The 21,625-nt window shown below is 60.8% G+C and carries 21 protein-coding genes and 1 tRNA gene; 9 read left to right on the forward strand and 13 right to left on the reverse strand.

Annotated features, from left to right (window positions below; translation table 11 throughout):
• Positions 1–78 precede the first annotated feature (78 nt).
• Complete coding sequence (tyrS, locus tag ACK8OE_RS11345) at positions 79–1,332, forward strand: tyrosine--tRNA ligase (RefSeq protein WP_272741718.1); 1,254 nt, start codon at positions 79–81, stop codon at positions 1,330–1,332.
• A 141-nt stretch (positions 1,333–1,473) separates the two neighbouring features.
• Here the strand turns inward: tyrS and ACK8OE_RS11350 are convergent, their stop codons facing one another.
• Positions 1,474–5,661 carry an AsmA-like C-terminal region-containing protein gene (locus tag ACK8OE_RS11350; RefSeq protein ID WP_410272594.1) on the reverse strand — a complete coding sequence of 1,396 codons (4,188 nt, stop codon included), beginning with the start codon at positions 5,659–5,661 and terminating at the stop codon, positions 1,474–1,476.
• 101 nt (positions 5,662–5,762) lie between these two features.
• Here ACK8OE_RS11350 and ACK8OE_RS11355 point away from each other — a divergent pair, with 101 nt between their 5' ends.
• From ACK8OE_RS11355 to ACK8OE_RS11370, 4 genes are all read left to right on the forward strand, one after another.
• A complete protein-coding gene (locus ACK8OE_RS11355; protein WP_410272595.1) occupies positions 5,763–6,275 on the forward strand; it encodes a peroxiredoxin in 513 nt (170 codons plus the stop codon).
• Between the two features lie 245 nt (positions 6,276–6,520).
• Positions 6,521–7,660, forward strand: a complete 1,140-nt coding sequence (locus tag ACK8OE_RS11360) for a peptidoglycan DD-metalloendopeptidase family protein (RefSeq protein ID WP_290794838.1) — start codon at positions 6,521–6,523, stop codon at positions 7,658–7,660.
• Positions 7,644–8,225, forward strand: coding sequence for a polymer-forming cytoskeletal protein (locus ACK8OE_RS11365; protein ID WP_410272596.1), 582 nt, complete (start codon positions 7,644–7,646; stop codon positions 8,223–8,225). Before ACK8OE_RS11360 ends, ACK8OE_RS11365 begins: the two co-directional genes overlap by 17 nt.
• Before the next feature lie 202 nt (positions 8,226–8,427).
• Complete coding sequence (locus tag ACK8OE_RS11370) at positions 8,428–9,333, forward strand: YihY/virulence factor BrkB family protein (RefSeq protein WP_410272597.1); 906 nt, start codon at positions 8,428–8,430, stop codon at positions 9,331–9,333.
• A 57-nt stretch (positions 9,334–9,390) separates the two neighbouring features.
• Here ACK8OE_RS11370 and rplL read toward each other — a convergent pair whose 3' ends face one another.
• A complete protein-coding gene (gene rplL / locus ACK8OE_RS11375; protein WP_013480213.1) occupies positions 9,391–9,777 on the reverse strand; it encodes a 50S ribosomal protein L7/L12 in 387 nt (128 codons plus the stop codon).
• A gap of 39 nt (positions 9,778–9,816) precedes the next feature.
• Positions 9,817–10,335 (reverse strand): 50S ribosomal protein L10, encoded by a 519-nt coding sequence (gene rplJ, locus ACK8OE_RS11380; protein ID WP_013480212.1) that lies wholly within the window; start codon positions 10,333–10,335, stop codon positions 9,817–9,819.
• Positions 10,336–10,726: 391 nt separating this feature from the next.
• Here rplJ and ACK8OE_RS11385 point away from each other — a divergent pair, with 391 nt between their 5' ends.
• The 3 genes from ACK8OE_RS11385 to ACK8OE_RS11395 all read left to right on the forward strand — a co-directional run bounded on the left by ACK8OE_RS11385 (position 10,727) and on the right by ACK8OE_RS11395 (position 12,784).
• On the forward strand, positions 10,727–11,074 hold the full coding sequence (locus ACK8OE_RS11385) for a hypothetical protein (RefSeq protein ID WP_410272598.1): 348 nt from the start codon (positions 10,727–10,729) through the stop codon (positions 11,072–11,074).
• A 77-nt stretch (positions 11,075–11,151) separates the two neighbouring features.
• Positions 11,152–12,180 (forward strand): transcriptional regulator FtrA, encoded by a 1,029-nt coding sequence (ftrA, locus tag ACK8OE_RS11390; RefSeq protein ID WP_410272599.1) that lies wholly within the window; start codon positions 11,152–11,154, stop codon positions 12,178–12,180.
• A complete protein-coding gene (locus ACK8OE_RS11395; RefSeq protein ID WP_410272600.1) occupies positions 12,164–12,784 on the forward strand; it encodes a tRNA-(ms[2]io[6]A)-hydroxylase in 621 nt (206 codons plus the stop codon). Before ftrA ends, ACK8OE_RS11395 begins: the two co-directional genes overlap by 17 nt.
• A 7-nt stretch (positions 12,785–12,791) precedes the next feature.
• Here the strand turns inward: ACK8OE_RS11395 and ACK8OE_RS11400 are convergent, their stop codons facing one another.
• The 4 genes from ACK8OE_RS11400 to rplK form a co-directional block, all read right to left on the reverse strand.
• A complete protein-coding gene (locus ACK8OE_RS11400; RefSeq protein ID WP_410272601.1) occupies positions 12,792–13,091 on the reverse strand; it encodes a type II toxin-antitoxin system RelE/ParE family toxin in 300 nt (99 codons plus the stop codon).
• Positions 13,088–13,336 carry a type II toxin-antitoxin system ParD family antitoxin gene (locus ACK8OE_RS11405; protein WP_126423911.1) on the reverse strand — a complete coding sequence of 83 codons (249 nt, stop codon included), beginning with the start codon at positions 13,334–13,336 and terminating at the stop codon, positions 13,088–13,090. The genes ACK8OE_RS11400 and ACK8OE_RS11405 overlap by 4 nt, the downstream gene beginning before the upstream one ends.
• A gap of 213 nt (positions 13,337–13,549) precedes the next feature.
• Complete coding sequence (gene rplA / locus ACK8OE_RS11410; protein ID WP_126423912.1) at positions 13,550–14,236, reverse strand: 50S ribosomal protein L1; 687 nt, start codon at positions 14,234–14,236, stop codon at positions 13,550–13,552.
• An 11-nt stretch (positions 14,237–14,247) separates the two neighbouring features.
• A complete protein-coding gene (rplK, locus tag ACK8OE_RS11415; RefSeq protein WP_410272602.1) occupies positions 14,248–14,676 on the reverse strand; it encodes a 50S ribosomal protein L11 in 429 nt (142 codons plus the stop codon).
• 251 nt (positions 14,677–14,927) lie between these two features.
• Here rplK and ACK8OE_RS11420 point away from each other — a divergent pair, with 251 nt between their 5' ends.
• On the forward strand, positions 14,928–15,692 hold the full coding sequence (locus tag ACK8OE_RS11420) for a hypothetical protein (protein WP_410272603.1): 765 nt from the start codon (positions 14,928–14,930) through the stop codon (positions 15,690–15,692).
• Between the two features lie 528 nt (positions 15,693–16,220).
• On the opposite strand, the gene nusG is transcribed toward ACK8OE_RS11420, so the two are convergent.
• From nusG to ACK8OE_RS11450, 6 genes are all read right to left on the reverse strand, one after another.
• Positions 16,221–16,790: a transcription termination/antitermination protein NusG gene (nusG, locus tag ACK8OE_RS11425; protein WP_126423915.1), complete on the reverse strand. Its 570-nt coding sequence runs from the start codon at positions 16,788–16,790 to the stop codon at positions 16,221–16,223.
• 13 nt (positions 16,791–16,803) lie between these two features.
• Positions 16,804–17,106, reverse strand: coding sequence for a preprotein translocase subunit SecE (gene secE / locus ACK8OE_RS11430; RefSeq protein ID WP_290792561.1), 303 nt, complete (start codon positions 17,104–17,106; stop codon positions 16,804–16,806).
• Between the two features lie 98 nt (positions 17,107–17,204).
• Positions 17,205–17,280 (reverse strand) — tRNA-Trp (locus tag ACK8OE_RS11435).
• Positions 17,281–17,385: 105 nt separating this feature from the next.
• Positions 17,386–18,183, reverse strand: a complete 798-nt coding sequence (locus tag ACK8OE_RS11440; RefSeq protein ID WP_410272604.1) for an SPFH domain-containing protein — start codon at positions 18,181–18,183, stop codon at positions 17,386–17,388.
• Positions 18,184–18,425: 242 nt separating this feature from the next.
• A complete protein-coding gene (locus ACK8OE_RS11445) occupies positions 18,426–19,268 on the reverse strand; it encodes a GIN domain-containing protein (protein ID WP_410272605.1) in 843 nt (280 codons plus the stop codon).
• A 109-nt stretch (positions 19,269–19,377) separates the two neighbouring features.
• Positions 19,378–21,603 (reverse strand): S9 family peptidase, encoded by a 2,226-nt coding sequence (locus ACK8OE_RS11450; RefSeq protein WP_410272606.1) that lies wholly within the window; start codon positions 21,601–21,603, stop codon positions 19,378–19,380.
• Positions 21,604–21,625: the final 22 nt, after the last annotated feature.

Raw genomic sequence — 21,625 nt, forward strand, 5'->3', positions numbered from 1 at the left:
AAGCCTATGGAAAAGCGGGGTCTGCGTGTTAGACGCAACTTGCACGCAAACCCGCGTGACAGCAACATCGTTAGAGACATGACCTCCTTCAAATCCGATTTCCTCAACGTCCTCTCGGAGCGCGGTTTCATCCACCAGTGCACGGACGCGGAAGCCCTCGATACGCTGGCTTCTGCCGGACCGATCACGGGCTATATCGGCTATGATGCCACGGCTTCGTCGTTGCACGCCGGGCATCTGGTGCAGATCATGCTGCTCTACTGGCTGCAAAAGACCGGCAACAAGCCGATCGTACTGATGGGCGGCGGCACGACCAAGGTCGGCGACCCGACCTTCAAGGACACCCAGCGCCCGCTTCTGACCGACGAACAGATTCAGTCGAACATGAACGGCATCAAGTCGGTGTTCAACAGCTTCCTGACCTTTGGAGACGGCGCAACCGACGCCCTCATGGTCAATAATGACGACTGGCTGTCGGGCTTTGGCTATATCGAATTTCTGCGCACCTTCGGCACGCACTTCACCATCAACCGTATGCTGACCTTCGACTCGGTCAAGCTGCGCCTTGAGCGTGAGCAGCCGATGACCTTTCTCGAATTCAATTACATGCTGATGCAGGCGGTCGATTTCCGCGAACTGAACAGCACCTATAATTGCGTTCTGCAAATGGGCGGTTCGGATCAGTGGGGCAATATCGTCAATGGCGTCGAACTGACACGCCGCCTGAACCAGAAAGCCGCCTTTGGCCTGACCACGCCGCTTTTGACCACCGCATCGGGCGCCAAGATGGGCAAGACGGTGGGTGGTGCTGTGTGGCTCAATGCCGACGCGCTGTCGCCCTATGACTACTGGCAATACTGGCGCAACACCGAAGACGCCGATGTCGGCAAGTTCATGCGCCTGTTTACCGACCTGCCGATGGACGAAATCCGCCGCCTCGAAGCCCTGCAAGGAGCGGAGATCAACGAGGCCAAGAAGATCCTCGCCGACGCGGCCACGCGCCTGGTGCACGGCGAAGCGGCGGCCGCCACGGCGCGCGACACAGCGCAGAAGGCCTTTGAACAGGGCGTGCTCTCCGCCGACCTGCCGACGGTTGAAGTGGCCCGCGCCGAACTTGAGGCCGGGATCATGCTGGCGGCCCTGACAACGAAAATCGGTCTGACCCAATCGAACGGCGAAGCGCGTCGTCTGGCTCAGGGCGGTGGCCTGCGCGTCAATGACACGGCCATCACCGACGGCAATCAGGCCGTGACTCTGGCCGATCTCAATGCCGACGGCGTGATCAAGGTCGCTCAGGGCAAGAAGAAGATTGTGCTGGTCAAGCCGGTTTAAGCGCCAGCATCCCCCCTGAGATCAGGGGAGGTGCTTCGCCAAAGCGTTGAAAGGCCGGAGTTCACGCTCCGGCCTTTCCTTTTGGCTCCCGATGACGGGGTGTGGGGCCTGCGGCCCCACAAATCCTGAGCCTTTTCTGACTTAACTGTCACGCGGCGAGGTCACATCGACCGGCGGCAACGGGTCTTCGTGTTTTTCATCCAGAATGCGTCGCAGGAAGCCCGGCAGGACCAGCGAGAACGGGTTGATCTCGGCCTGCGGCGTGCCAAAGCGGCCCTTGAGGCGGTATTTAAGGCCCAGCACGCCCTCGCCGCGGTTGGAGGTCAGGGCGTCGCCAACCAGTGGAATGCCAGCAAAGGCGGCATTGACGCCATAGGCCGGGATCAGGGTGCCGTGATAATCCATGGTCTGTTGGCTGAAATCCTGCGCACCCCAGACATTGATGCGCAAAGCGTCGCCCTTGGCCCAGCCGTTGCGGATAAACAGGTAATTGTCGCGGTAGCGGATGGGGAATTCATAGTCGTCGAACTTGATACCGGCCCCGGACAGGGTGTCGGACAGGCCGCGCAGCGAAGCCAGAGTCAACACTTGACCCAGAGCCGGTATCTGCTTGACGCGGATGTCTTCGCCTTTGAGCGTGGCGTCGATCTGACCATTGCGATAGACGCCTTCGATCACGGCATCACCGCCCGACAGGCGCTTGTCGCCCAGGGCGGTCGCCACGAGGTCACCGAGGTCATCGGCTTCGAAGGTAAAGGCCGTGTAGTCGTTTTGCGGCTTGAAATCGAGCGTCACCAGCGAGCCGAGGCGCGTCAGGGCTGAGCCTTCGCCGGCAATCACATTGCGTCCGTCCCACCCGGCCTTCAGTTCGACTTCGCTGAAGACGCCGTCCTGTGAGGTGCGCACCGCGCTGATGTCCACCAGCAAGCGCACGGGCCGGTTAAGGTGCGGCGCGGTGTTGGCCGTCGTCGCCGGGGCGCGCGGCAGCTCAGCCGCGGTGACCGGGCGGGCGTCGGTGACGGTCGGCTGGGTGCGCGGCGGATTGAACCACGGCCGCACATCCAGGCGTTTTCCGCGCAGGGTCAGGGTCTGCACCCCTGAGGCGTCAGCGGGCGACAGCCGCGCGGTTAAATCCGCGAAGTCTTTAAGATAGAGTTTTGAAAAATCGACATAATCGACTTCGCCCGACTCTTTCACCGACACCTTCCCCTCGACCTCCAGACGGTCGCCGGTGGCGCGAATACGCGGCATGTCGAGGCCGCCGCCGCTGCGTTCATCGAAGCTGATCGACAGTCGGGCCGCCTCACCCACCGGCTTGACCCAGTCGCTGCGTGCCAGTTGCAGCCGCGTCGGCGTGGCGTCGATATCCAGCACCGCCGCCGAAATCTGCGCCGGAGACAGGGCGCCCAGCGTGCGGTTTTCCGTCTGATAGAGGTTGAGTTCAAACCCGACCTTACCGTCCAGTTCAAGGCTATGGCTGACATAGCCGAGCCGCCCCAGAAACGCGCGGTCCACCGTCCCCCCGATGCGCGCCCACGCCTTGGGCGGGCCGAACAGGAAGCTGGTCCCATCGCTGTCGGGCAGGTCAAACGTCAACAATTGATCGCCGATAAACACATCGCCGTCTATGCCGCGCACGTCCTGTTCCCAGCGCGCAAACACGGGCAGGGTTTCCTGTGGATTGAACCAGGCGCGCGGCAGGCCCAGTGCGTACATCTGCTCGGGCGTCAGGCGCGTGGTCAGGGTGCGCTTGGGCGGTTTGTCGCCTTCATCGGTCCAGTCGAGGACGGAGTTGATATCGCCCACACGGATGCGGGCTTCGCGCGACTCGGCATCGAGCCCGATATTGACCGTGAGCGGCCGCGTCTCACTGAAATAGGGCAAGGCCCCCAGGCCCAGCAACCGGGCGCGTTCGGGGGAGATATTGGCCTTATAGACCAGTCGCGGATGCTGGCTGTCGATATAGGCCAGATCGCCGGAAAAGCCTTCGGCCTCCACCTCACCCGTCCACACGTCACCCGACCGGCGCAGACGGATGTCGGTGGGAATTTCGGGACGGAAGCGCCCGAATATGGGCAGGCCCTGCCCCTTCATGCCGTCGCTCAGCGTATTGCCGGACAGGACGACCTGCGTCGGGCGCGGCTCCGGGCCATCCCAGTTGACCGTGCCATTGAAGATATCGGACTCGATGCGTCCCTTGCCGATATTGTTGAACAGCTCCAGTTGCCCGCGAATGGGGACACGTTTGGTGGGCGAGCCGCCAAACTGCCGCGCATTAAAGCTGCCCGTGAAGTCGATATATTGCATGGTCGGCTCGAACTGCGTCCGATAGCCGATCTCACCGGCATAGGGGCCCAGTTTGGCCGGGCCGCGCACCTCAAGGCGGTTGGCCAGATAGTCGCCCGTCACCGTCAGGTCGCCTTCGACAATGTCCCAGCCCAGCGCCGCCTGTTTGAGGCCGGCATTGCGGATCTTGCCCGAAAAGGTCAGGTCGAGGTTCTTGAGCGTCAGATTGTCAAAGGTCGGAAAGCGGATATCGAGCCGCGTTTCGGCGTCGCCGCTCAGACGATCGCGCGTCAACCCTTCCTTTTGCAGATGCCCGCCGGTCAGCGGGTCAATGGCTTCGATCAGTTGCGCCGCCCCGCTTTGCGCCGTCAGCCAGATATGGGTTTCGGCCCTGGGCGCGCGGCGCTTATGAAACTGCGGCACGGAGACGCCGCCGCCGGTCAGCGGCACCTCGACCAGATGGCCACCACGCAGGCTGAGATCGAAACTGGTCCCCTGCAACAGGCCCGTCCCGTAAAGCCCGGTGGCGTCCTGAAGGCGGCTATCGACACTGAGGCCCATGTCGCGGAAGCCAAAGGTCAGGCGCAGGTCCTCCTTTTCCAGATAGCCGTCGCGGAAATGACCCGGCGGGGCTTTCAGCACGAAATCGGCGTTGGAATAGGTGCCGCCCTTGATACGGCGGATCAGGTCGCCGCGGGTGATCGGCGTCAGGTTTTCCGGCCAGAAGGCGAACACCACCTCCTTGCGGAAATCGCCGTCGATGCGCGCCGTCAGATCAGCCCCCAACTGTCCCTTATCGTCTGTATAGAGCCGCCCCTTGGTGGTCAGCGGTGCATCCACCAGCCGCGCCTTACCCGACTCGATATCGAGTTGCCGCAGGTCAGGCGTAAAGGTGCCCTTGAAATGCACCTCGGTCAGGGTCTGGGCCGGGAAGTCATCGGCCAGTTGCCCGGTAACGCGCGGTCCGGCAAAGTCAAAATGCACCGCCATCTTGCGGTCGCGTTTGGGGTCTTCGGGCGTCATGAACACACGACCCGACAAGTCGGTATCAATGTAGCGCGAGTCGAGCCGGAAGGTGGTGAAGCGCACGGTGCGCGTTTTAGGGACGTAGTCTGCTTTGAGGCTCAAGGCGTCAAAAGCCTGTGCTGACTTGCCGAAATCATAGCTGCCCTTGCCGGCAGAAATATCGAGAAAGGCGCTCTCGATGCCGGTGCGCGCCGCGTATTTCAGATTGCCGCGCCCGTTGATCGCCGCGCGGAAATGCGACAGCCCTTTCAGCGCGCCCGCCGACGGAAATATCTGCGACGGGATAAGGTCACGAATTTCCGCCTGAACCTCGGCGGTGCGCAGGTCCGTCTGCGCCCGCGCGTCCAGCATAAGTGAGGCCTTGCGCCCCTGCGTTTCGACGTCCAGACCGATTTTTGAGCGGATCAGCCTGTTGCGTTTGGAAAAGTCGATCTGCGTCACGCGGGCGCGCCAGTCGAGCGGCGTCCCCACCTGCCGGAAGGCCAGGGTGCCATTGGTCAGATGGACCTCACGCGTATAGCTCAGCGGGCGGCCCAGCGTCTCCTTGCCGGTCAGGTCGTAGAAGAGGCGCTCAACCGCGAAGGCTTCCGGATTGCCTCTGGCCTCGTAACCCAGTTCGATGCGGCCATTGGGTGACGCCGACAGCGCCACAAAAAACCGGTCTGCCGTCAGCCGCGCCGGGGCCAGATGCCACCAGATCAGGCTGTCGAGCGCCAGCGCCGCCTCCATCTGATCGGCCGAGGCCACGGTGCGCCCGGCCTTGTCCTTCAGCAGCAGGTCGTCAAACCGCAGACCCAGCGCGTTGGAGTCGTGGAACCACACGAGATCGAGGTGTTTTAGGCTGGCCTCTGCCCCCGGAATAGTGCGCTCCAGCCGCGACACGATCAGGAAGCGCAGCCCGTCAATGCGAATGGGCCCCTGCGACAGGCACCCGACAAACACCAGCGCCATCAACAGAATGACGCCGCTCAGGCTAAGCCTCCAGTGTTGTCTGAGCTGGGTGATCAGGCTATTCACGAAGATCCGAACGCACGCGCCGGGCGTACCACAAAACGAAACCAATAAGACCGCCAGTGTGCGGCGTTCTTTTTCTCATAAGATTAACCGAAGGCATTGTCATGGCAAAAAATTTGTCAAAAAAGTCAGCTGGCGAGTCCGCAGCCGACGCACTCGCGCCCTTCCCTCTGCCCGACTTCACCCTGCCCGGCGATGATGGCCAAAACTGGACGCCGGACAGCCTCAAAGGCCGCTGGACCGTGCTGTTCCTCTACCCCGCCGACAACACCCCCACCTGCACGCAGGAAGCCATCGACTTTACCGCCGCCGTGCCGCAGTTCGAAGCCCTTGGCGCGCAGGTCATTGGCCTGTCGAAGGACGACCTCAACAGCCACGCCCGCTTCAAAACGAAACACGCCCTGACGCCTGTCCTGCTTTCGGACACCACGCCGGGTCTGATCGAGGCGCTGGGGGCGTGGGTTGAAAAGTCGATGTACGGCAAAACCTATATGGGCACCGACCGTTCCACCTGGCTGATTGATCCGCAAGGCGTGGTGCAGGCCGCGTGGCGCAAGGTGCGCATCAAGGGCCACGTTGCAGCCGTGCTCGACACTCTGCGGGCAAAAATCGCCTGAGGGGATAAATTCCCTATTGACATAATATTTTCATAATAACCCCGTTACGCGGCACTTTTCTTGAAACAGGCGATTTTGTCCCTCCCAAAACGGGACATATCGCCTGAAAACCTCCACCTTAACCTGCTGTTTTAAAAGAAATTACAGGTTCGGTGTGCGGCGCATCATCCGGCGATTCGATTAAGGCTTGCCAAAGCGCATTTGGTTAAGTCATAATTAAAATCAAGTGGAAGGGCGCGGGTGTTATGCCTAAGAGAAGCTTTCATCGCCTGAGGAGCGCTCTGGAACAAACCTTTCCGGAGCGGCATCTTTACATCCGCAGTGGCGACGAAACCCACGGTTACATTCTCAGCACAGGCAAACAATTCGGCTTTGCAGTCCTGGCCACCATCGGTCTGACCTGGCTGGCCATGAGCACCGGGGCGGTCTTTTTCATGGCCATTTCCGGCGGTAACGGCGCCGAAAAGCAGATCATGATGGCGCGGGCCCAGTCCGAGCGCCTCGTCGCTGACCGTCAGGCGCGTCTGGACGTGCTGATGAAGCAGAGCGAAGCCTCCTCCGGTTCGCTGGAGCAACTGGCGCAAACGGTCGAAAAGCGCCACGGCGCGCTGGTCCAGATTCTTCAGGATTTCAAAGGCGTCCCCGGCGCCGCTCCGGCTCTGGCCCCGGCGCGCATCGACCCGTCCATGCCGCCGGTGGAACGTATCTATGCGGTGCGTGCCGAACAGGAACGCATGGTGTCCAAGGCTGAGACATTCGCCAAGTCGCGCGCCGAGCGTCTGCGCCTGGCCTTCCGTCTGGCCGGGCTCAATCCGCAAAGCTATGCCGGTGCGGGCTCAAGCGCGCTTCTGGAAACGCGCGACGCCAAGGAGCTGGCGACATTTCTCGATGTCGATCAAGGCTTTGCCGAACGCATCCGCAGCGCGGCGCTCAATCTTTCGGACATGCGCGGCCTCGAAAAGTCGTCGCGCGTCCTGCCTTTTGCCCGCCCCACGGTCAATACGCGCATGACCTCTGGTTTCGGCGTGCGCTTCGATCCCTTCACCCGCCGGCCCAAAACGCACGCTGGCCTGGATTTTGCTGGACCCTTTCTGACGCCGATCCATGCCACGGCGCCCGGCATTGTCTCCTTTGCCGGGGTGCGCAATGGCTATGGCAACTGCGTCGAAATCGACCACGGTAACGGCTTCAAGACCCGTTACGCCCATATGCAGTCCTTTGCCGTGCGCGCCGGTCAGCGCGTCGGCGTCGGTCAGCGGGTGGGCGCGATGGGCTCAACGGGCCGCTCCACCGGTGTTCACCTTCATTATGAGGTCTGGCTCAATGGCCGTCCTCAAAACCCTGCGCGCTTCGTAAAGGCTGGAGACTATGTTCAACAAAACTAGCAAACCCGTCCGTCCTCAGTCCGACGCCAGTCGCGCGCCGGTCAAGGCCAACACCCCGCCGCCGCTGGATATGTCCACGGTCAATATGAAGACGTCCGGCGCGCCCGCTCCGGCCCCGGCGCCGGCGGCCCCCACTGTGTCGCGCGGTGCCCCGTCGCTTCTGGCCGCGCATCTGCGCATCGAAGGCAATATCAACGGCACGGCGGATCTTCAGGTCGATGGCAATGTGCGCGGTAATGTGAAGGTCGCCCACCTGATCGTCGGTGAAGCCGGCAATATCGAAGGCGATGTCGAAGCCGAAACCATCGAAGTGCGCGGTCGCGTCGTCGGCAGCATTTCGGGTAAGGCCGTCAAACTCTATTCCTCGGCCTATGTCGAAGGTGACATCACGCACGAAAGCCTGTCGATCGACATCGGGGCCTTCTTCCAGGGTCGCTGCCTGCAAAGCCGCCCGGCTCAGCCCGCCCCTGCCCCGGTGGTTCAGACCGCCCCGGCCAGCTATACCAGCGGCGACGCCACGGCGATGAACAGCTATGATTTCAACGCGCTGTCGGACCTGAAATAATACTAAGAGTCATTCTCAATGACTCTTGGTGTTCCGTTCGAGACTGTCTCATGTCGCTGATACATATGAGAGAGTCTCGTGTCTTCAACGGCCGGATGCGGTCAGCATCTTCGGCCGTTGGTATAAGGTCTGATCGAAAGTTTGGGATAAGACGCCGGAAAAGAATTGATCTTTTTCCGGCGTTTTTGCGTTTGATACCCCTATGACCCATACGCCCCCACCTGCCCGTCCGCCCCTGAGCCTCAGCCTGCTGGGGCGTATGCTGCTGGAAGCCCTGCACGAATGGAATGAGGACAAGGCCCCGCGGCTGGGGGCGGCGCTGGCCTTTTACAGCATCCTGTCCATCGGGCCGCTGCTGCTGATCGTCACCGGCATAGCGGGCATCGCCTTCGGGCGTGAGGCGGTTAATGGCTATATGATGGCCGAACTGAGCGCCCTGATCGGCGATCAGGGGGCCGGTGCCGTGCAGACCATGCTCAGCGGCGCGTTTAACCCGCAACAGGGGTTGGTGGCCACGGTCATCGGCTTTGTGACCCTGATCATTTCGGCGACCGGCTTCTTTGCCCAGCTTCAGGAGGCGATGAACGACATCTGGAACGTTGAACCGCCGCGCCTGCACTGGAAAGTCTTTATCCAGAAACGGCTTCTGTCGTTTGCGCTGGTGGTCGGGATCGGCTTTCTGCTGCTGATCTCTCTGGTGGTGTCGGCGGGGCTGGCGGCCTTCAGCGCGTTCATTTCGCCCTATATCCCTGCGCCCGTCATGGCCCTGATCAATCTGATCCTGTCGTTCGGCGTGGTGACCTTCCTCTTTGCCATGACCTTCAAAATTCTGCCCGATGCGCGCATCGAATGGAGCGATGTGTGGGTCGGCGCGGCCATTACCGCCGTGTTGTTCAGCTTCGGCAAGCAACTGATCGGCCTCTATCTGGGGCAAAGCGCCCTGTCCTCGGCCTATGGAGCGGCCGGGTCGCTGATCGTGCTTCTGGTGTGGATCTACTATTCGACGCAGATCTTCTTTTTTGGTGCGGAGTTCACGCAGGTCTATAGCCGCCACCTGGGCAAGACCATCCAGCCGAGGCGCAAACGCAAGGCTGCCCCGGAAATGTAAAAAAGCCCGGACCTTGCGATCCGGGCTTTCTGTTTAACTTCCCGAAGAAAGGCGAAATTACTTAACTTCGACCTTGGCGCCGGCGTCTTCCAGCTTCTTCTTGATGTCAGCCGCTTCTTGCTTCGAAACGTTTTCCTTGACGGTCTGCGGAGCGCCTTCGACGAGGTCCTTGGCTTCCTTCAGGCCGAGCTCCGAACGGATGCCACGGATTTCCTTGATCACGTTGATCTTCTTGTCGCCGCCGTCAACCAGGACGACGGTGAATTCGGTTTGCTCTTCGACGGCTTCAGCCGGAGCGGCAGCAGCGCCACCGGCGACGGCAGCGACGGCGACCGGAGCGGCGGCCGAGACGCCCCACTTGTCTTCGAGGAGCTTCGACAGTTCAGCAGCTTCCAGAACGGTCAGGGCGGACAGGTCGGCGACCAGTTGTTCGAGTTTGGACATGGTATTTCCTTAAGGATGAGATGGGTTGGGAATGAGCTGTTAGGCGTTTTCTTTGGTCGCGTAAGCGTTGAAAACGCGAGCCAGTTGGCCGGCAGGCGCCTGAAGCACGCCAGCAACCTTGGTCGCCGGGGCCTGAAGCAGACCGATGAGCTTGCCACGCAGTTCGTCCAGCGACGGCAGGGTGGCCAGAGCCTTGACGCCATTGGCGTCGAGGACGGTCGTCCCTTCCATGATGCCGCCAACGATCTTGAACTTGTCATTCTCTTTGGCGTACTGGGCGGCGATTTTCGCGGCCGTCACCGGATCATTGGCGTAGGCGAGCACGGTCGGGAACTTGAACAGGGCATCGCCTTGTTCACCCGCAGCGCCAGCCAGAGCCTTCTGAGCCAGACGGTTCTTGAACACTCTGAGAACCGCGCCTTCCTTACGAAGACGCAGACGCAGATCAGCCATTTCCACAAAGGTCATGCCCGAATACTGGGCAACAACCACGGAGCCGGATTCGGCGAAGACGCTCTTAAGCTCTTCAATCGATTCGGCTTTTTTAGCGCGGTCCATTGTGGCCTCCAATTGAGGATTGCTTTGCGGGACAATCCCGCAAAGGTGAAACGACTTAAACGTCCCGGTTACCCGGAACGGCAAAGTCACTGTCCATGATGAGAGGCAAAGGCAACCAGACCACGCTGCCCTTAAGGCAGACATGAAATCCTAGAGGCGTTTCGCGTCCCGTCTATATTCGGGTTCCGGCGGCTACCGGAAACTTATGGAACAGGCGGCCCCTGCTCCCACGAAGGTCTCGGACAGAACGGAGGGAAACCGAAATTCCCACACCGAGGCGGCTCCCTTACCCGTAAGTCGCCGAAAAAGCAAGAGGCCCCCGACATTTATTGCCTTTACCGCTGTTCAGGGTTACGGCTTATTAGGCTAGGGACAATTCAGGGGGCGTGAAATGCCAAAGACCCATATTCTCGAAAAAGAAAATGGCACCTTCATATTTTTCTTCGAGTACGGAAACGAAGAAAAATTCGATCCATTTTTAAAATTCATATGCAAGAAACTTAAAGTAAGCATACCCCATGTTGAAAATTCTCCTTACTCATTTTTTGCTTACATTGAGTACGATGGAGAAGTTTTAACAGCATCCTCGGATGGGGGTTTCGAGTGTTACCTGCACATTCCCAAAAACAGTCAGATATCGGCCAAAAAACTTGTAAAGCGTTGTTACGGATTTTTTAGCTATGTTTTTCACGCAAACCCGAACACACCTAAGACAGAGCCTCAAAGCGCATCTCGTTAATACCCGTTGGCATTTATTGCCTTTACCGCGCTTCAGCGGTATGGCGTTTGGCAGATATTGCACTGAAAGGCAAAATTATGCCAAAGCTCCTGCTCAATCACGACGTCTGCGCCCTCGCCTTCGACGGGATGCCCTTGTTTGAGTTTTCGATTGCCGTTGAGCTGTTCGGGCTGGAACGTCCGGAGATGGGACCGGACTGGTATCGCTTTCAGGTGGTCAATGTCGAAGACGGTCCCTGCCGAACGACAGCGGGCCTCTCACTCACGGCCACAGGGCCGCGCGAATGGCTGGAGACCGCGGGCACGCTGATCATCCCCGGCTGGCCGCTGGACAAGCCTATTCCTGAGGATTTGGTGGCGCTGATCCAGAGGGCCTATGCGCGCGGGGCCCGCATCGTCACCATCTGCTCCGGGGCCTTTGTGCTGGCCGCCGCCGGGCTGCTGAAAGGGCGGCGCGCCACGACCCACTGGAAATATGTTGAACACGTCAAATGCCACTGGCCGGAGGTCGAGCTGGTGCCGGACGTGCTGTATATCGACGAGGGGCAGATCCTGACCTCGGCCGGGAGTGCCGCCGGGATCGACCTGTGCCTGCACGTCATCCGCCGCGATTTTGGCCCCGAAGCCGCCAACAAGGTCGCCCGCCGTCTGGTCGTTCCACCGCACCGAGATGGCGGTCAGGCGCAATATATTCAGAAGTCCGTGCCCATCGAATATGAGCGCAACCGGCTGGGGCCCCTGCTCGACTATATGCGCGAATGCCTGGATCAGCCGCACACGGTGGCGCAACTGGCCCGCCGCGCGGGTATGACTGAGCGCACCTTCCTGCGCCGCTTCGAAGAGGCCACCGGCACGACCCCCGCCAAATGGCTGATGCAGGTTCGCTTGCAAACCGCACGCGACCTTCTGGAGGCGACGACGGACAGTATCGACCTCATCGCCCACACCTGCGGTTTCGGCAGCGCCGCCAACTTCCGCCACCATTTCCGCGAACAGCTTTCGACCACGCCGACGGCCTACCGCCAGACCTTTCAGCGTTTACCGCCTGCGGCGACTTGCGCGCCGTCTTCGGATTTGGCAGAGGCAGGCTATGCGTACCGATCTTGACGACATACTGGCCTTTCTGGGCTCTGCGACACCGCCCGAATGGATTGAAGCCGCTCTGGCCCATCAGGACATACTCCTGCTCGATCACAAGGCGTGCGAGTACAAGGCGGCTTCCAACGCCATCAACCTGATGGCTAAGTATCAGACCCATGCCGAGCTGGTGGACGCCATGAGCCGGCTGGCGCGCGAGGAGCTGGTCCACCACGAACAGGTGATGAAGCTGATCAAAAAGCGCGGCATTGCCCTGCGCCCGCTATCGGCGGCGCGTTACGCCTCAGGACTCCGCACGATGGTCCGACGCAGCGAACCCGGCATGATGACCGATATTCTGGTCATCTCGGCCTTTATCGAGGCGCGTTCGTGCGAGCGCTTCGCGGCGCTCTATCCGCATCTCGATGACGAATTGGGCAAATTCTATAAGGGCCTGCTCGACAGCGAGGGCCGCCACTTCCGCAACTATCTCAAGCTGGCGCACCTCTATGGCGACGCCGATGACATCGCGGCGCGCATCGACGCCATCCGCCCGGTGGAACAGGCCCTGATCCACGACCCCGACCCGGAGTTCCGCTTCCACAGTGGCTTACCGGCACTGGTGGCCGCCTGACAGAAAACTACGATTCTTTGCCCAGTAACGGTGAATGGTCCTGTGCCGCGTTCAGGACATGGATAATCACGATCCGGGCCGCTTCAACGCGATAAAAGATCAGATAGCGCCTGAACGGCTTGCGCCGGATGCCGGAGGCTTCAAATCCTGACACCAGAGGATAGGCCAAGGGCGTATCGGCCAGCGCCAGAGCCGCCTCCACGATTTCATTGACGAAGCTGATGGCGCGCACCCGGCTGTCCCGCGCTATATAGTCGGCTATGGCCTCAAGGTCTGACTCAGCCGCCGCCGAAACAACGACCTTCATGTGTCAGAAGCGTATTTGGACAGCAGACGCGCCCGCACCTCTTCGATGTCGGTAACGCGCCCGGCTTCAACGTCAGACACGCCGCGCGTCAGGGCATCGTTCAGTCGGAGGCTCTCGTTTTCACGGGCCTCCAGCATCCGCACGCCCTCACGCAGGATTTCGCTGCGCGAGCCGTAACGACCAGAGGCAATCAGATGGCTGACCACTTCTTCCAGATGCGGACCCAGATTGACGCTGCCGGACATGGGACACCTCCATTATGAAATACTAAACCTCACCCCGGCAGACCGCAAGTCAGACGCAAAAAAGCCGCCCCGTTGCCGGAGCGGCTTTTTAAAATCGTTAAATCGGGATGGCGTGGCGAAAACCGTTAGCTGATGAGGAACGGAGCCCAGCGTACTTCAGTACGTGAGCACCGTATCGCAAGCAGATGAGGGTTTGCAGCCCGTCAGCGCGATTTAGAGCGCGGAAGAGGTATCGACCTTCACGCCCGGCCCCATGGTCGAAGACAGCGAGATCTTCTTCACATAGAGACCCTTGGCACCCGACGGGCGGGCCTTCACGAGGGCGTCCACCAGAGCCTTGGCATTGGCTTCGAGCTGCTCGACCGTGAACGAGGTCTTGCCGATGCCGGCGTGCACGATACCGGCCTTTTCGACGCGGAATTCGACGGCACCCGACTTGGCGTCCTTGACGGCCTGAGCGACGTTCGGGGTCACGGTGCCGACCTTCGGGTTCGGCATCAGGCCGCGCGGGCCCAGCACCTTACCGAGGCGACCGACCAGAGCCATCATGTCCGGAGACGCGATAACGCGGTCAAAGTCCATGAAGCCGCCCTGAATCTTTTCGACCAGGTCTTCGGCACCGACGACTTCGGCACCGGCGGCCAGAGCTTCCTCGGCCTTCTTGTCCTTGGCGAACACGGCGACGCGGACGTCCTTACCCGTGCCCGACGGCAGTTGAACGACGCCACGGACCTGCTGGTCGGCGTGACGCGGGTCAACGCCCAGGTTGACGGCGATTTCGACGGACTCGTCGAACTTGGCCTTGGCATTGGCCTTCACAACGCCCAGAGCGTCGGTCAGGTTGTGCAGCTTGTCGGCCTCGACGTTCCAGGCCTGAATGCGCTTTGCAATCTTGGTCATCAGAATTCCCCTTAATCGACGATCTTCAGACCCATCGAACGGGCCGAGCCCTCGATGATCTTGGCGGCGGCGTCGATGTCGTGAGCCGAAAGGTCCTTCATCTTCTTTTCGGCGATTTCACGCAGTTGCGCCTGCGTGATCGAACCGGCCGAGTCACGACCCGGCTTCGACGAACCCGACTTCAGGTTCAGCGCCTGCTTGATGAAGAAGGTTGCCGGCGGCGTCTTGGTGACGAAGGTGAACGACTTATCCTGATACACCGTGATGATGGTCGGGAGCGGCGTGCCTTTTTCGACGTTTTCAGTGCGGGCGTTGAATTCCTTACAGAAACCCATGATGTTGACGCCGCGCTGACCCAGAGCCGGGCCGATGGGGGGTGAAGGCGTGGCAGAGCCGGCCTTCACCTGGAGCTTGATGTAGCCCAGGATTTTCTTAGCCATTGGATATCTCCATAAAGTCCCGATCTTTTGGGACGTTGTGAGCCGTGGTGCGGGTCGCCCCTTCCACGGATTTAGCTCCGTCCGAAGACGAAGAGCGGGTGCCTTAGACGAAAAGCCCCGTCACCGCAAGGGCGATTATGCGGTTTCGTGGCAAACCCAGAGCCTCCGGCGGGCAGGGGCACGGCCCCTGCACCCGGTTTAGAGGCGCGAAATCTATCCCCGCCATAAAAAGCGCGGTTACCCTTTGGGGCATGACCGAGACGACGGACCTGGCTGGCTCTCTGACCCCCGAACAGCGGCGCGAACATTTGCGCGCCTATGCGGACCGGATGCTGCTGGCCTTAAGCGCGATGGACGCGCCTGAAACGCCGGACGCGGTCACCAAGGGCATCCGCACGGCGCTGATGATCGAGCGCCTCTATGCCCGCTGCGACGCCTCTCAGGCACAGGCGCACAAACACGCCATCGCCGCCATCGAGGATCAGGTGAAGCTGAAAAACAAACTCGAATGGTCCGGAAACTGGCTGGACAAGGCGCCGGACGTGCCCTTCATCACGCTCAAATCCGATGCGCTGAAAGGGATGCAGTGGCCATGCCCGCCGCGCGATTACGTCGGCGAACTCAAGGCCCAGATCAACCAGATCAAGGCCGCTTCGCAACCCAAGCCCCAGCCGCAGCCTGAACCCGCGCCTGTCGCGCCGGTCGCGGTTACACCCCAGCCCAAGCCGAAATCTGAACCTGCGGCCCCGTCGCGGCCCCTGACGCCGCAGCAAATGGCTCTGCGGGAGCGCGTGCTGAACACGGTCGCCATCCCCCGGCCGCAGGATACGCCGTTAACGGCGCACGATTACGGCCTGATCCGCGATGAGGATGTGGAAATCCTGCACGGTGACCGGCTCCCCCGCCTGTATGAAATGGGCGAGACGCGCGACACGCTGCTGAAAGCGCTGAAAGCCTATAGCCGCGAAGACCTCAATCTGTTGTGGCCCGACCTATTCCCGCTGGATACGGGGTGAAGGGTTTAACCCTGAAGATTTGGCCACTGAAGATTAGCCACGAAACGAAGTTCGGCGCAGCCAAAAGAACCGTTGAAGCGCCCGGCCCGCAGGGCCCTTACCTTCGTGCGGCCTGCACGAGTGAGGGGCGCTGCGCGCCGAAGGGATTTGAACCACAGATTTCACAGATTACACAGATAGGCGCTGCGCGCCCCTGCGTGACGCAGACACGGATAATCTGTGAAATCTGTGAAATCTGTGGTTCCTAAAATCTCGCGTGGCACAGCGCTGCATTTGACAAGTTAGACGCAGACCTGTGCCACAGGCTCCCGTTCGTGCTTTTTGTGTTTTTGGCTTCGCCGAACTACGTTTCGTGGCTAAAATCTTCCCTCGCCCCGCACACCGCCCGCAGAAATCGCGCACCCACATCCGGGGTCCGGGGTCAACTGACCCCGGATTATTACCCTTGCCCAGAACCCAAACGCGCAAAAAACAAACCCCACGTAGCCGGGCTACATGGGGTTTGCGTCAGCGGATTTACGAAGATGATCAGACGGTCTTTTCGACCTGACCGAATTCCAGATCGACCGGGGTGGCGCGACCGAAGATCGACACCGAGACCTTGAGGCGGGCATGTTCCTGATCGACGCTTTCGACCACGCCATCGAACGAGGCGAACGGGCCGTCGATGACCTTGATCTTTTCGCCGATGTCGAAGGACAGGACGGTCTTGGGCTTTTCGGCCGCGACTTCGACGTTACCGACGATGCGCTGCACTTCCTTTTCGGAGACCGGCATGGGCTTTGAGCCCGAACCGAGGAAGCCGGTGACCTTGGGGGTGTTCTTGACGAGGTGGAAGGCTTCGTCGGTCAGTTCCATCTTCACCAGCACGTAGCCGGGGAAGAATTTGCGTTCGGAGTTGAACTTGCGGCCGCGACGGACTTCGACGACTTCTTCGGTGGGGACGAGGATTTCGGAGAACTTGTCCTCAAGGCCCTGCGCCTTGGCCTGCTCGCGCAGGGATTCGGCCACCTTCTTTTCAAAGTTGGAATAGGCGTGGACGATGTACCACTTGTGCTTGGGGTTCGGTGCGAGCGTCGCTTCCAGGGTTTCGGCCATGTGTTGTGAGCCCTTAACGTCCGATATTGATGAGCGAGTTGACCGCGAATCCCAGTCCGCCGTCAACGATATAGAAGAACGCACAGGCGACAACGACCATGATGAATACCATTACCGTGGTGATCCAGGTCTCCTTGCGCGAGGTCCAGGTGATCTTGCGCGCTTCCTGACGGACTTCGGAGAAGAATTTGGCCGGGCTGGTGCGCTTCTTCGGGGTGACGGCTTCGCTGCCGGCGGCCTTGGCGGCAGCCACGGGGGCGACCGCGACTTTGCGCGCGCTTTCTACCGTCGGGGTCGAAGGGGGCTTTTTAGCCATAGGTTTCTCGTCCAGCTTTCTCAAGGGATGCGCGTAACAGGCGCTTCCAGCACAAATGAGGCTCGAAATCGCGATTTCAAGCCTCATTTGCGATGAAATGGCAGGGGCAGAGGGACTCGAACCCACGACTTCCGGTTTTGGAGACCGGCGCTCTACCAGCTGAGCTATACCCCTGTGTGAAGCCGACCTGTTGTGACAGGCGGTTTCAGAGGAAGTCGCGTGTATCAGCGGTTGGCGCAAAGGGCAAGCCACCGCTACGCAAAATCCACCAAAAACTTGTTATTCGCCAGACAGACGCTTCGCCGCGTGCAGCAGTTCCTGCGGGAAGCCAAGGATGATGGTCGAATTCTGCTCGGTGCCGATCTCTTGCAGCGTCTGAAGGCGGCGCAGTTCCATCGCGCCCGGTGCCTCGGCAATGGCCATGGCGGCAGCGCGCAGGGTTTCGGACGCCGCCTGCTCGCCCTGCGCCTTGATCAGACGGGCCTTGGCTTCGCGGGTGGCCTCGGCTTCCTGAGCCAGGGCGCGCTGCATCTGCACCGGAATGTCGAGATCGCGCATTTCCACAGCGTCAATATCGACGCCCCACTTGTTAGCGGCACGGTCGAGTTGCGTCATCAGAAGGGCGTTGATCTGCTCACGACCTTTGAGGATGGCGTCCAGATCGTGCTGACCAATCACATCCCGCAGCGAAGTTTCGGCGGCCTGAAGCACCGCCGTATGCGGGTCGAGCACGCTGTTGACCGCCTTGGCCGGATCGTTGATGCAGTACCAGACCACGGCGTTCACCTTCACCGCCACGCCGTCGCGGCTCAGGGTTTCCTGCGTCTGGAGATTAACCGAAAGGATACGCACATCGACCTTGGTGCTCCATTCGATGAACGGGATGATCCAGAACAGACCCGGCCCGCGCACATTGACGAAGCGCCCCAGCCGATAGACGACGGCGCGCTGGTATTCCTGATTGATGCGGAAGCCCTGAATGACGAAGACAAACAGGATGACGGCGATCGTCGCGACCTGCATAAAATTGATGCGCCATCCGCCAAGCGCCGACAGGCCGTCCAGCAGGGTCTGCATGACACCCCTCCCCCCAAATCCAGCCTAAAGGGTTAACGCAGTCGGGGCCGGTTGTCAAAAGACGGTACGATGACAAAAAAAACGCGACGGTCACGAGGGCCGCCGCGTCTGAGTTTATGGAGAACCAGAGAGTGCCAGACCGAAAGGATCAGGCCCGTCTCCTGATCGCCACCTGCCCCGGAAAGCGCAGGCGGAGATTTCGTGATCGGGTCAGACTATAACCCGACACATACCTGTTTCTGTCAGCGGCTGCCTTCGCCGATGCGCACCTTTCCGGAGCCCATGACGGACCGTGAGACGTGACCGGTGACCTTACGTACCGAAACGTCGCCCGCACCGACGATAGAGACATCGACATCGACCGCCTCACCGCCGAAGCGCACATTGCCTGAACCGGCGATGGAGACGTCCACCTTGGGGGCCGTGCCCTTGTCGATGCGCACATCACCGGAACCGCCGATGGCGATTTCGACCGGCCCGGCCACTTCGGCGACATTGATCGAGCCCGACCCGCCGATGGCGCCCGACAGGGACTTGATGCGACCCAGATAGATGTCGCCGGAGCCGCCGACGGCCACCTCGGCATCGCCGGCATTGGCGGCGCGGATGCTGCCCGACCCGCCGATATTCAGCTCGGCCTTGCCCTGCACCGTATCCACCGTCCAGTCGCCGCAGCCGCCCAGCGCGAACTCCAGCGATTGGGCCGTCCCGATGCGACCATAGACGGCGCCTTCCGAGGCCACCCTGGCATCCATAGGTACGCGCAGATAGACGACGGGGAGATCGGCCACAGCGATCTGCCCCTTACCATCGATGCGGACCGTCTGATTGCCCGCGCAGCCATAGCTACGCTTACGCAACTGACCCGAGGCCACCAGCTTGTCGCCCTTGGTGCTGACCATGATTTTCGGCAGATCGGCCTTGCCGTAGGTGACGGTGAGCTTCACGTCTGCGCGGTTTTCCGGCGTGACGATGACACGCGCCGCCATGTGTTTCAGTTCGACCTGCGTGGCGGCCTGCGCGCCTGCCGCGGCAGCCATAGTGGCTATGGCGACGAAAACGCCCGCCTTGATGCCCGTGCCCATTGTTCAACCCCTGACTGGTTTCGATAGGCCAAGCATGAAGAAGGCGGGCGTTCAGAACAACTTAATTACGTGTCATGAAGCAATTGTAATATAACGGGGTTTTGGGGCCTTACTTCTTCAGCTTGCGGTCGAAGAAGTCGAGATACAACCGGTAGCGGAACAGGTTTTTCTCATTGCTGCGGATGCCGTGGCGGTCGCCCGGAAAGAGCATCAGTTCAAACGGGATCGACTTCTTTTGCAGGGCATCGACGACGCGCGTGGTGTTTTGCAGGATGACGTTGTCGTCGGCCATGCCGTGCATCAGCAACAGGCTGCCCGGCTTGAGATTATCGAGGCGGTTGACCACATCATATTTGGCGTAGTTCTCGGCATTGGCCTGCGGCGTGGACATGTAGCGTTCGGTATAGGCGGTGTCATAAAGCCCCCACTCGGTCGGCGGCGCGCCGGCCGCGCCGGCGACAAACGGCGTGTCCTTGGCCGTCAGGGCCATCAGGGTGACAAAGCCGCCCTGCGACCAGCCCATAATGCCGATTTTCGCCGGATCGACATAGGGCAGGCTTTGCAGCCACTTCGCGCCCATGATCTGATCGTCGATATCCGGGCCGCCGAACTGCTTATAGATGGCGCGCTGGAACTTTACCGAGCGGTTGGGCGTGCCGCGGTTGTCCAGCGTAAAGACGATGTACCCGGCCTCCTGAAACAGGCGGTTGGCGGGCGACACCCAGCCGCGTCGCACGTCCTGACGCGCCGGGCCGCCATAGATGGAGACGATAACAGGGTACTTTTTCGCCGGGTCAAAGCCGCGCGGCTTGAGCATCAGCCAGTGCAGGTCTTCGCCATCGACGGCCTTCAGCGTACCAAATTCCGGTGCGCTATAGGTGTCTTTATAGGCGAAATACGGGTGTTTGGCGTCCAGCGCGTTTTCCTCGATCCAGCGCACGCGCTTGCCCGTCGCGTCATAAAGACCGGTCTGGGCCGGGGTTTGCGGGTCGGCATAGGTGCCAATAAAGGCCCTGGCATTGGGCGACACGTCCGTGGACCACCAGCCGCCGGCCTTGGTCACGGCCACCGGCTCAGACGGCTTGAGGTAGGAGGTCTTGTAAAGCCCCATCTCGACCACGGTCTTATAGGACGACTCAAACCATACCTCACCCTTCGCCTCATCGACCGCCGCGACCTTCGCCACCGGGAAGTCGCCTTTGGTCACCTGACGGATCAGCTTGCCGTCCTTGTCATAGAGGTAGAGGTGGTTATTGCCGTCGCGTTCCGAGGCCCACAGGAAACGCCCGTCCTTCAGGAAACGCAGGTCGTTATTCAACTCGACCCAGGTGTCCGAGGTCTCGGTCAGAACGGTGCGCGGTGCGCCGCCGGTCAGCGGATATTGCAGCAGGTCCAGCGTCTTTTGATCGCGGCTCAGGCGCTGCACAAAGACGGACTGCCCGTCCGGGCTCCAGTTGACGCGCGCCAGATAGATGTCGCTGTTGGCCCCCAGATCGAGCGGCACATCGGTACCGGTTTTCAGGTCGTGCACAAACAGGGTCACGATGGCATTGGGACGCCCGGCCTTCGGGTAACGCTGATCAACCGTGCGCGTCCCCGTGCCGCTGATCTCAAAGCGTTCGACGATATCGACCGGGCTTTCATCGACCTTGGCATAGACGATCTTCGTGCCGTCCGGCGACCACCAGTAGCCGGTATAGCGGTTCAGTTCTTCCTGCGCGATGAACTCAGCCACGCCATAGGAAATGACGCCCTCACCCTTCGGCGTAACGGCACGCTCACTGCCGGTCGCGAGGTCGCGCACATAAAGCGTCTGATCACGGACATAGGCCACCTGCCCGCCCTTGGGATTGAGCTTAGCATCGACCTCATCGCCCGGCGTTTCGGTGGCGCGGCTGATCTTTTTGGTCGCCCGATCGACCAGATAGATGTCGCCATCCAGCGGCACCAGCAGGGTCTTGGACGACGGGTCCCAGTCATAGGCCACGACGCCGCGCGCCGACACGCGCATCCGCTCACGCCGCGCCTTTTCGGCCTCGGACAGCTCCTTGCCCTCGGACGACAGGCTGTCGGCATCGACCAGCACATAGGGCGCGCCGCCTTTGACATCGACGGCCCACAGGTCCTGCACCGTGGCATTGGTCAGCTTGGGCTTGAGGAAGGTCAGAAGCGTGCCGTCCGGCGACAGGCGCGCGCCTACCGCCTTCGGCCCGGACAGGTCAGGATTGGCAAACACCCGCTCAGGGGTCAGCGTGGCCTGCGCAAAGACGGGGGAAACAACCGCCGCACCCATGAGGGCAACGGCAGAGACGGCAATAGTCAGCTTGGACGGCATGGGGCGCTCCGGAAATCACTGC

The organism is Asticcacaulis sp. W401b, assembly GCF_046503825.1.
In the GTDB taxonomy this organism is placed as follows: Bacteria; Pseudomonadota; Alphaproteobacteria; order Caulobacterales; family Caulobacteraceae; genus Asticcacaulis.

Bases quoted from the DNA above. Each gene is read 5' to 3' on its own strand.
- tyrS (WP_272741718.1), top strand. From the start codon at position 79: ATGACCTCCTTCAAATCCGATTTCCTCAACGTCCTCTCGGAGCGCGGT.
- ACK8OE_RS11355 (WP_410272595.1), top strand. From the start codon at position 5,763: ATGGCAAAAAATTTGTCAAAAAAGTCAGCTGGCGAGTCCGCAGCCGAC.
- ACK8OE_RS11360 (WP_290794838.1), top strand. From the start codon at position 6,521: ATGCCTAAGAGAAGCTTTCATCGCCTGAGGAGCGCTCTGGAACAAACC.
- ACK8OE_RS11365 (WP_410272596.1), top strand. From the start codon at position 7,644: ATGTTCAACAAAACTAGCAAACCCGTCCGTCCTCAGTCCGACGCCAGT.
- ACK8OE_RS11370 (WP_410272597.1), top strand. From the start codon at position 8,428: ATGACCCATACGCCCCCACCTGCCCGTCCGCCCCTGAGCCTCAGCCTG.
- rplL (WP_013480213.1), bottom strand. From the start codon at position 9,777: ATGTCCAAACTCGAACAACTGGTCGCCGACCTGTCCGCCCTGACCGTT.
- rplJ (WP_013480212.1), bottom strand. From the start codon at position 10,335: ATGGACCGCGCTAAAAAAGCCGAATCGATTGAAGAGCTTAAGAGCGTC.
- ACK8OE_RS11385 (WP_410272598.1), top strand. From the start codon at position 10,727: ATGCCAAAGACCCATATTCTCGAAAAAGAAAATGGCACCTTCATATTT.
- ftrA (WP_410272599.1), top strand. From the start codon at position 11,152: ATGCCAAAGCTCCTGCTCAATCACGACGTCTGCGCCCTCGCCTTCGAC.
- ACK8OE_RS11395 (WP_410272600.1), top strand. From the start codon at position 12,164: ATGCGTACCGATCTTGACGACATACTGGCCTTTCTGGGCTCTGCGACA.
- ACK8OE_RS11400 (WP_410272601.1), bottom strand. From the start codon at position 13,091: ATGAAGGTCGTTGTTTCGGCGGCGGCTGAGTCAGACCTTGAGGCCATA.
- ACK8OE_RS11405 (WP_126423911.1), bottom strand. From the start codon at position 13,336: ATGTCCGGCAGCGTCAATCTGGGTCCGCATCTGGAAGAAGTGGTCAGC.
- rplA (WP_126423912.1), bottom strand. From the start codon at position 14,236: ATGACCAAGATTGCAAAGCGCATTCAGGCCTGGAACGTCGAGGCCGAC.
- rplK (WP_410272602.1), bottom strand. From the start codon at position 14,676: ATGGCTAAGAAAATCCTGGGCTACATCAAGCTCCAGGTGAAGGCCGGC.
- ACK8OE_RS11420 (WP_410272603.1), top strand. From the start codon at position 14,928: ATGACCGAGACGACGGACCTGGCTGGCTCTCTGACCCCCGAACAGCGG.
- nusG (WP_126423915.1), bottom strand. From the start codon at position 16,790: ATGGCCGAAACCCTGGAAGCGACGCTCGCACCGAACCCCAAGCACAAG.
- secE (WP_290792561.1), bottom strand. From the start codon at position 17,106: ATGGCTAAAAAGCCCCCTTCGACCCCGACGGTAGAAAGCGCGCGCAAA.
- ACK8OE_RS11440 (WP_410272604.1), bottom strand. From the start codon at position 18,183: ATGCAGACCCTGCTGGACGGCCTGTCGGCGCTTGGCGGATGGCGCATC.
- ACK8OE_RS11445 (WP_410272605.1), bottom strand. From the start codon at position 19,268: ATGGGCACGGGCATCAAGGCGGGCGTTTTCGTCGCCATAGCCACTATG.
- ACK8OE_RS11450 (WP_410272606.1), bottom strand. From the start codon at position 21,603: ATGCCGTCCAAGCTGACTATTGCCGTCTCTGCCGTTGCCCTCATGGGT.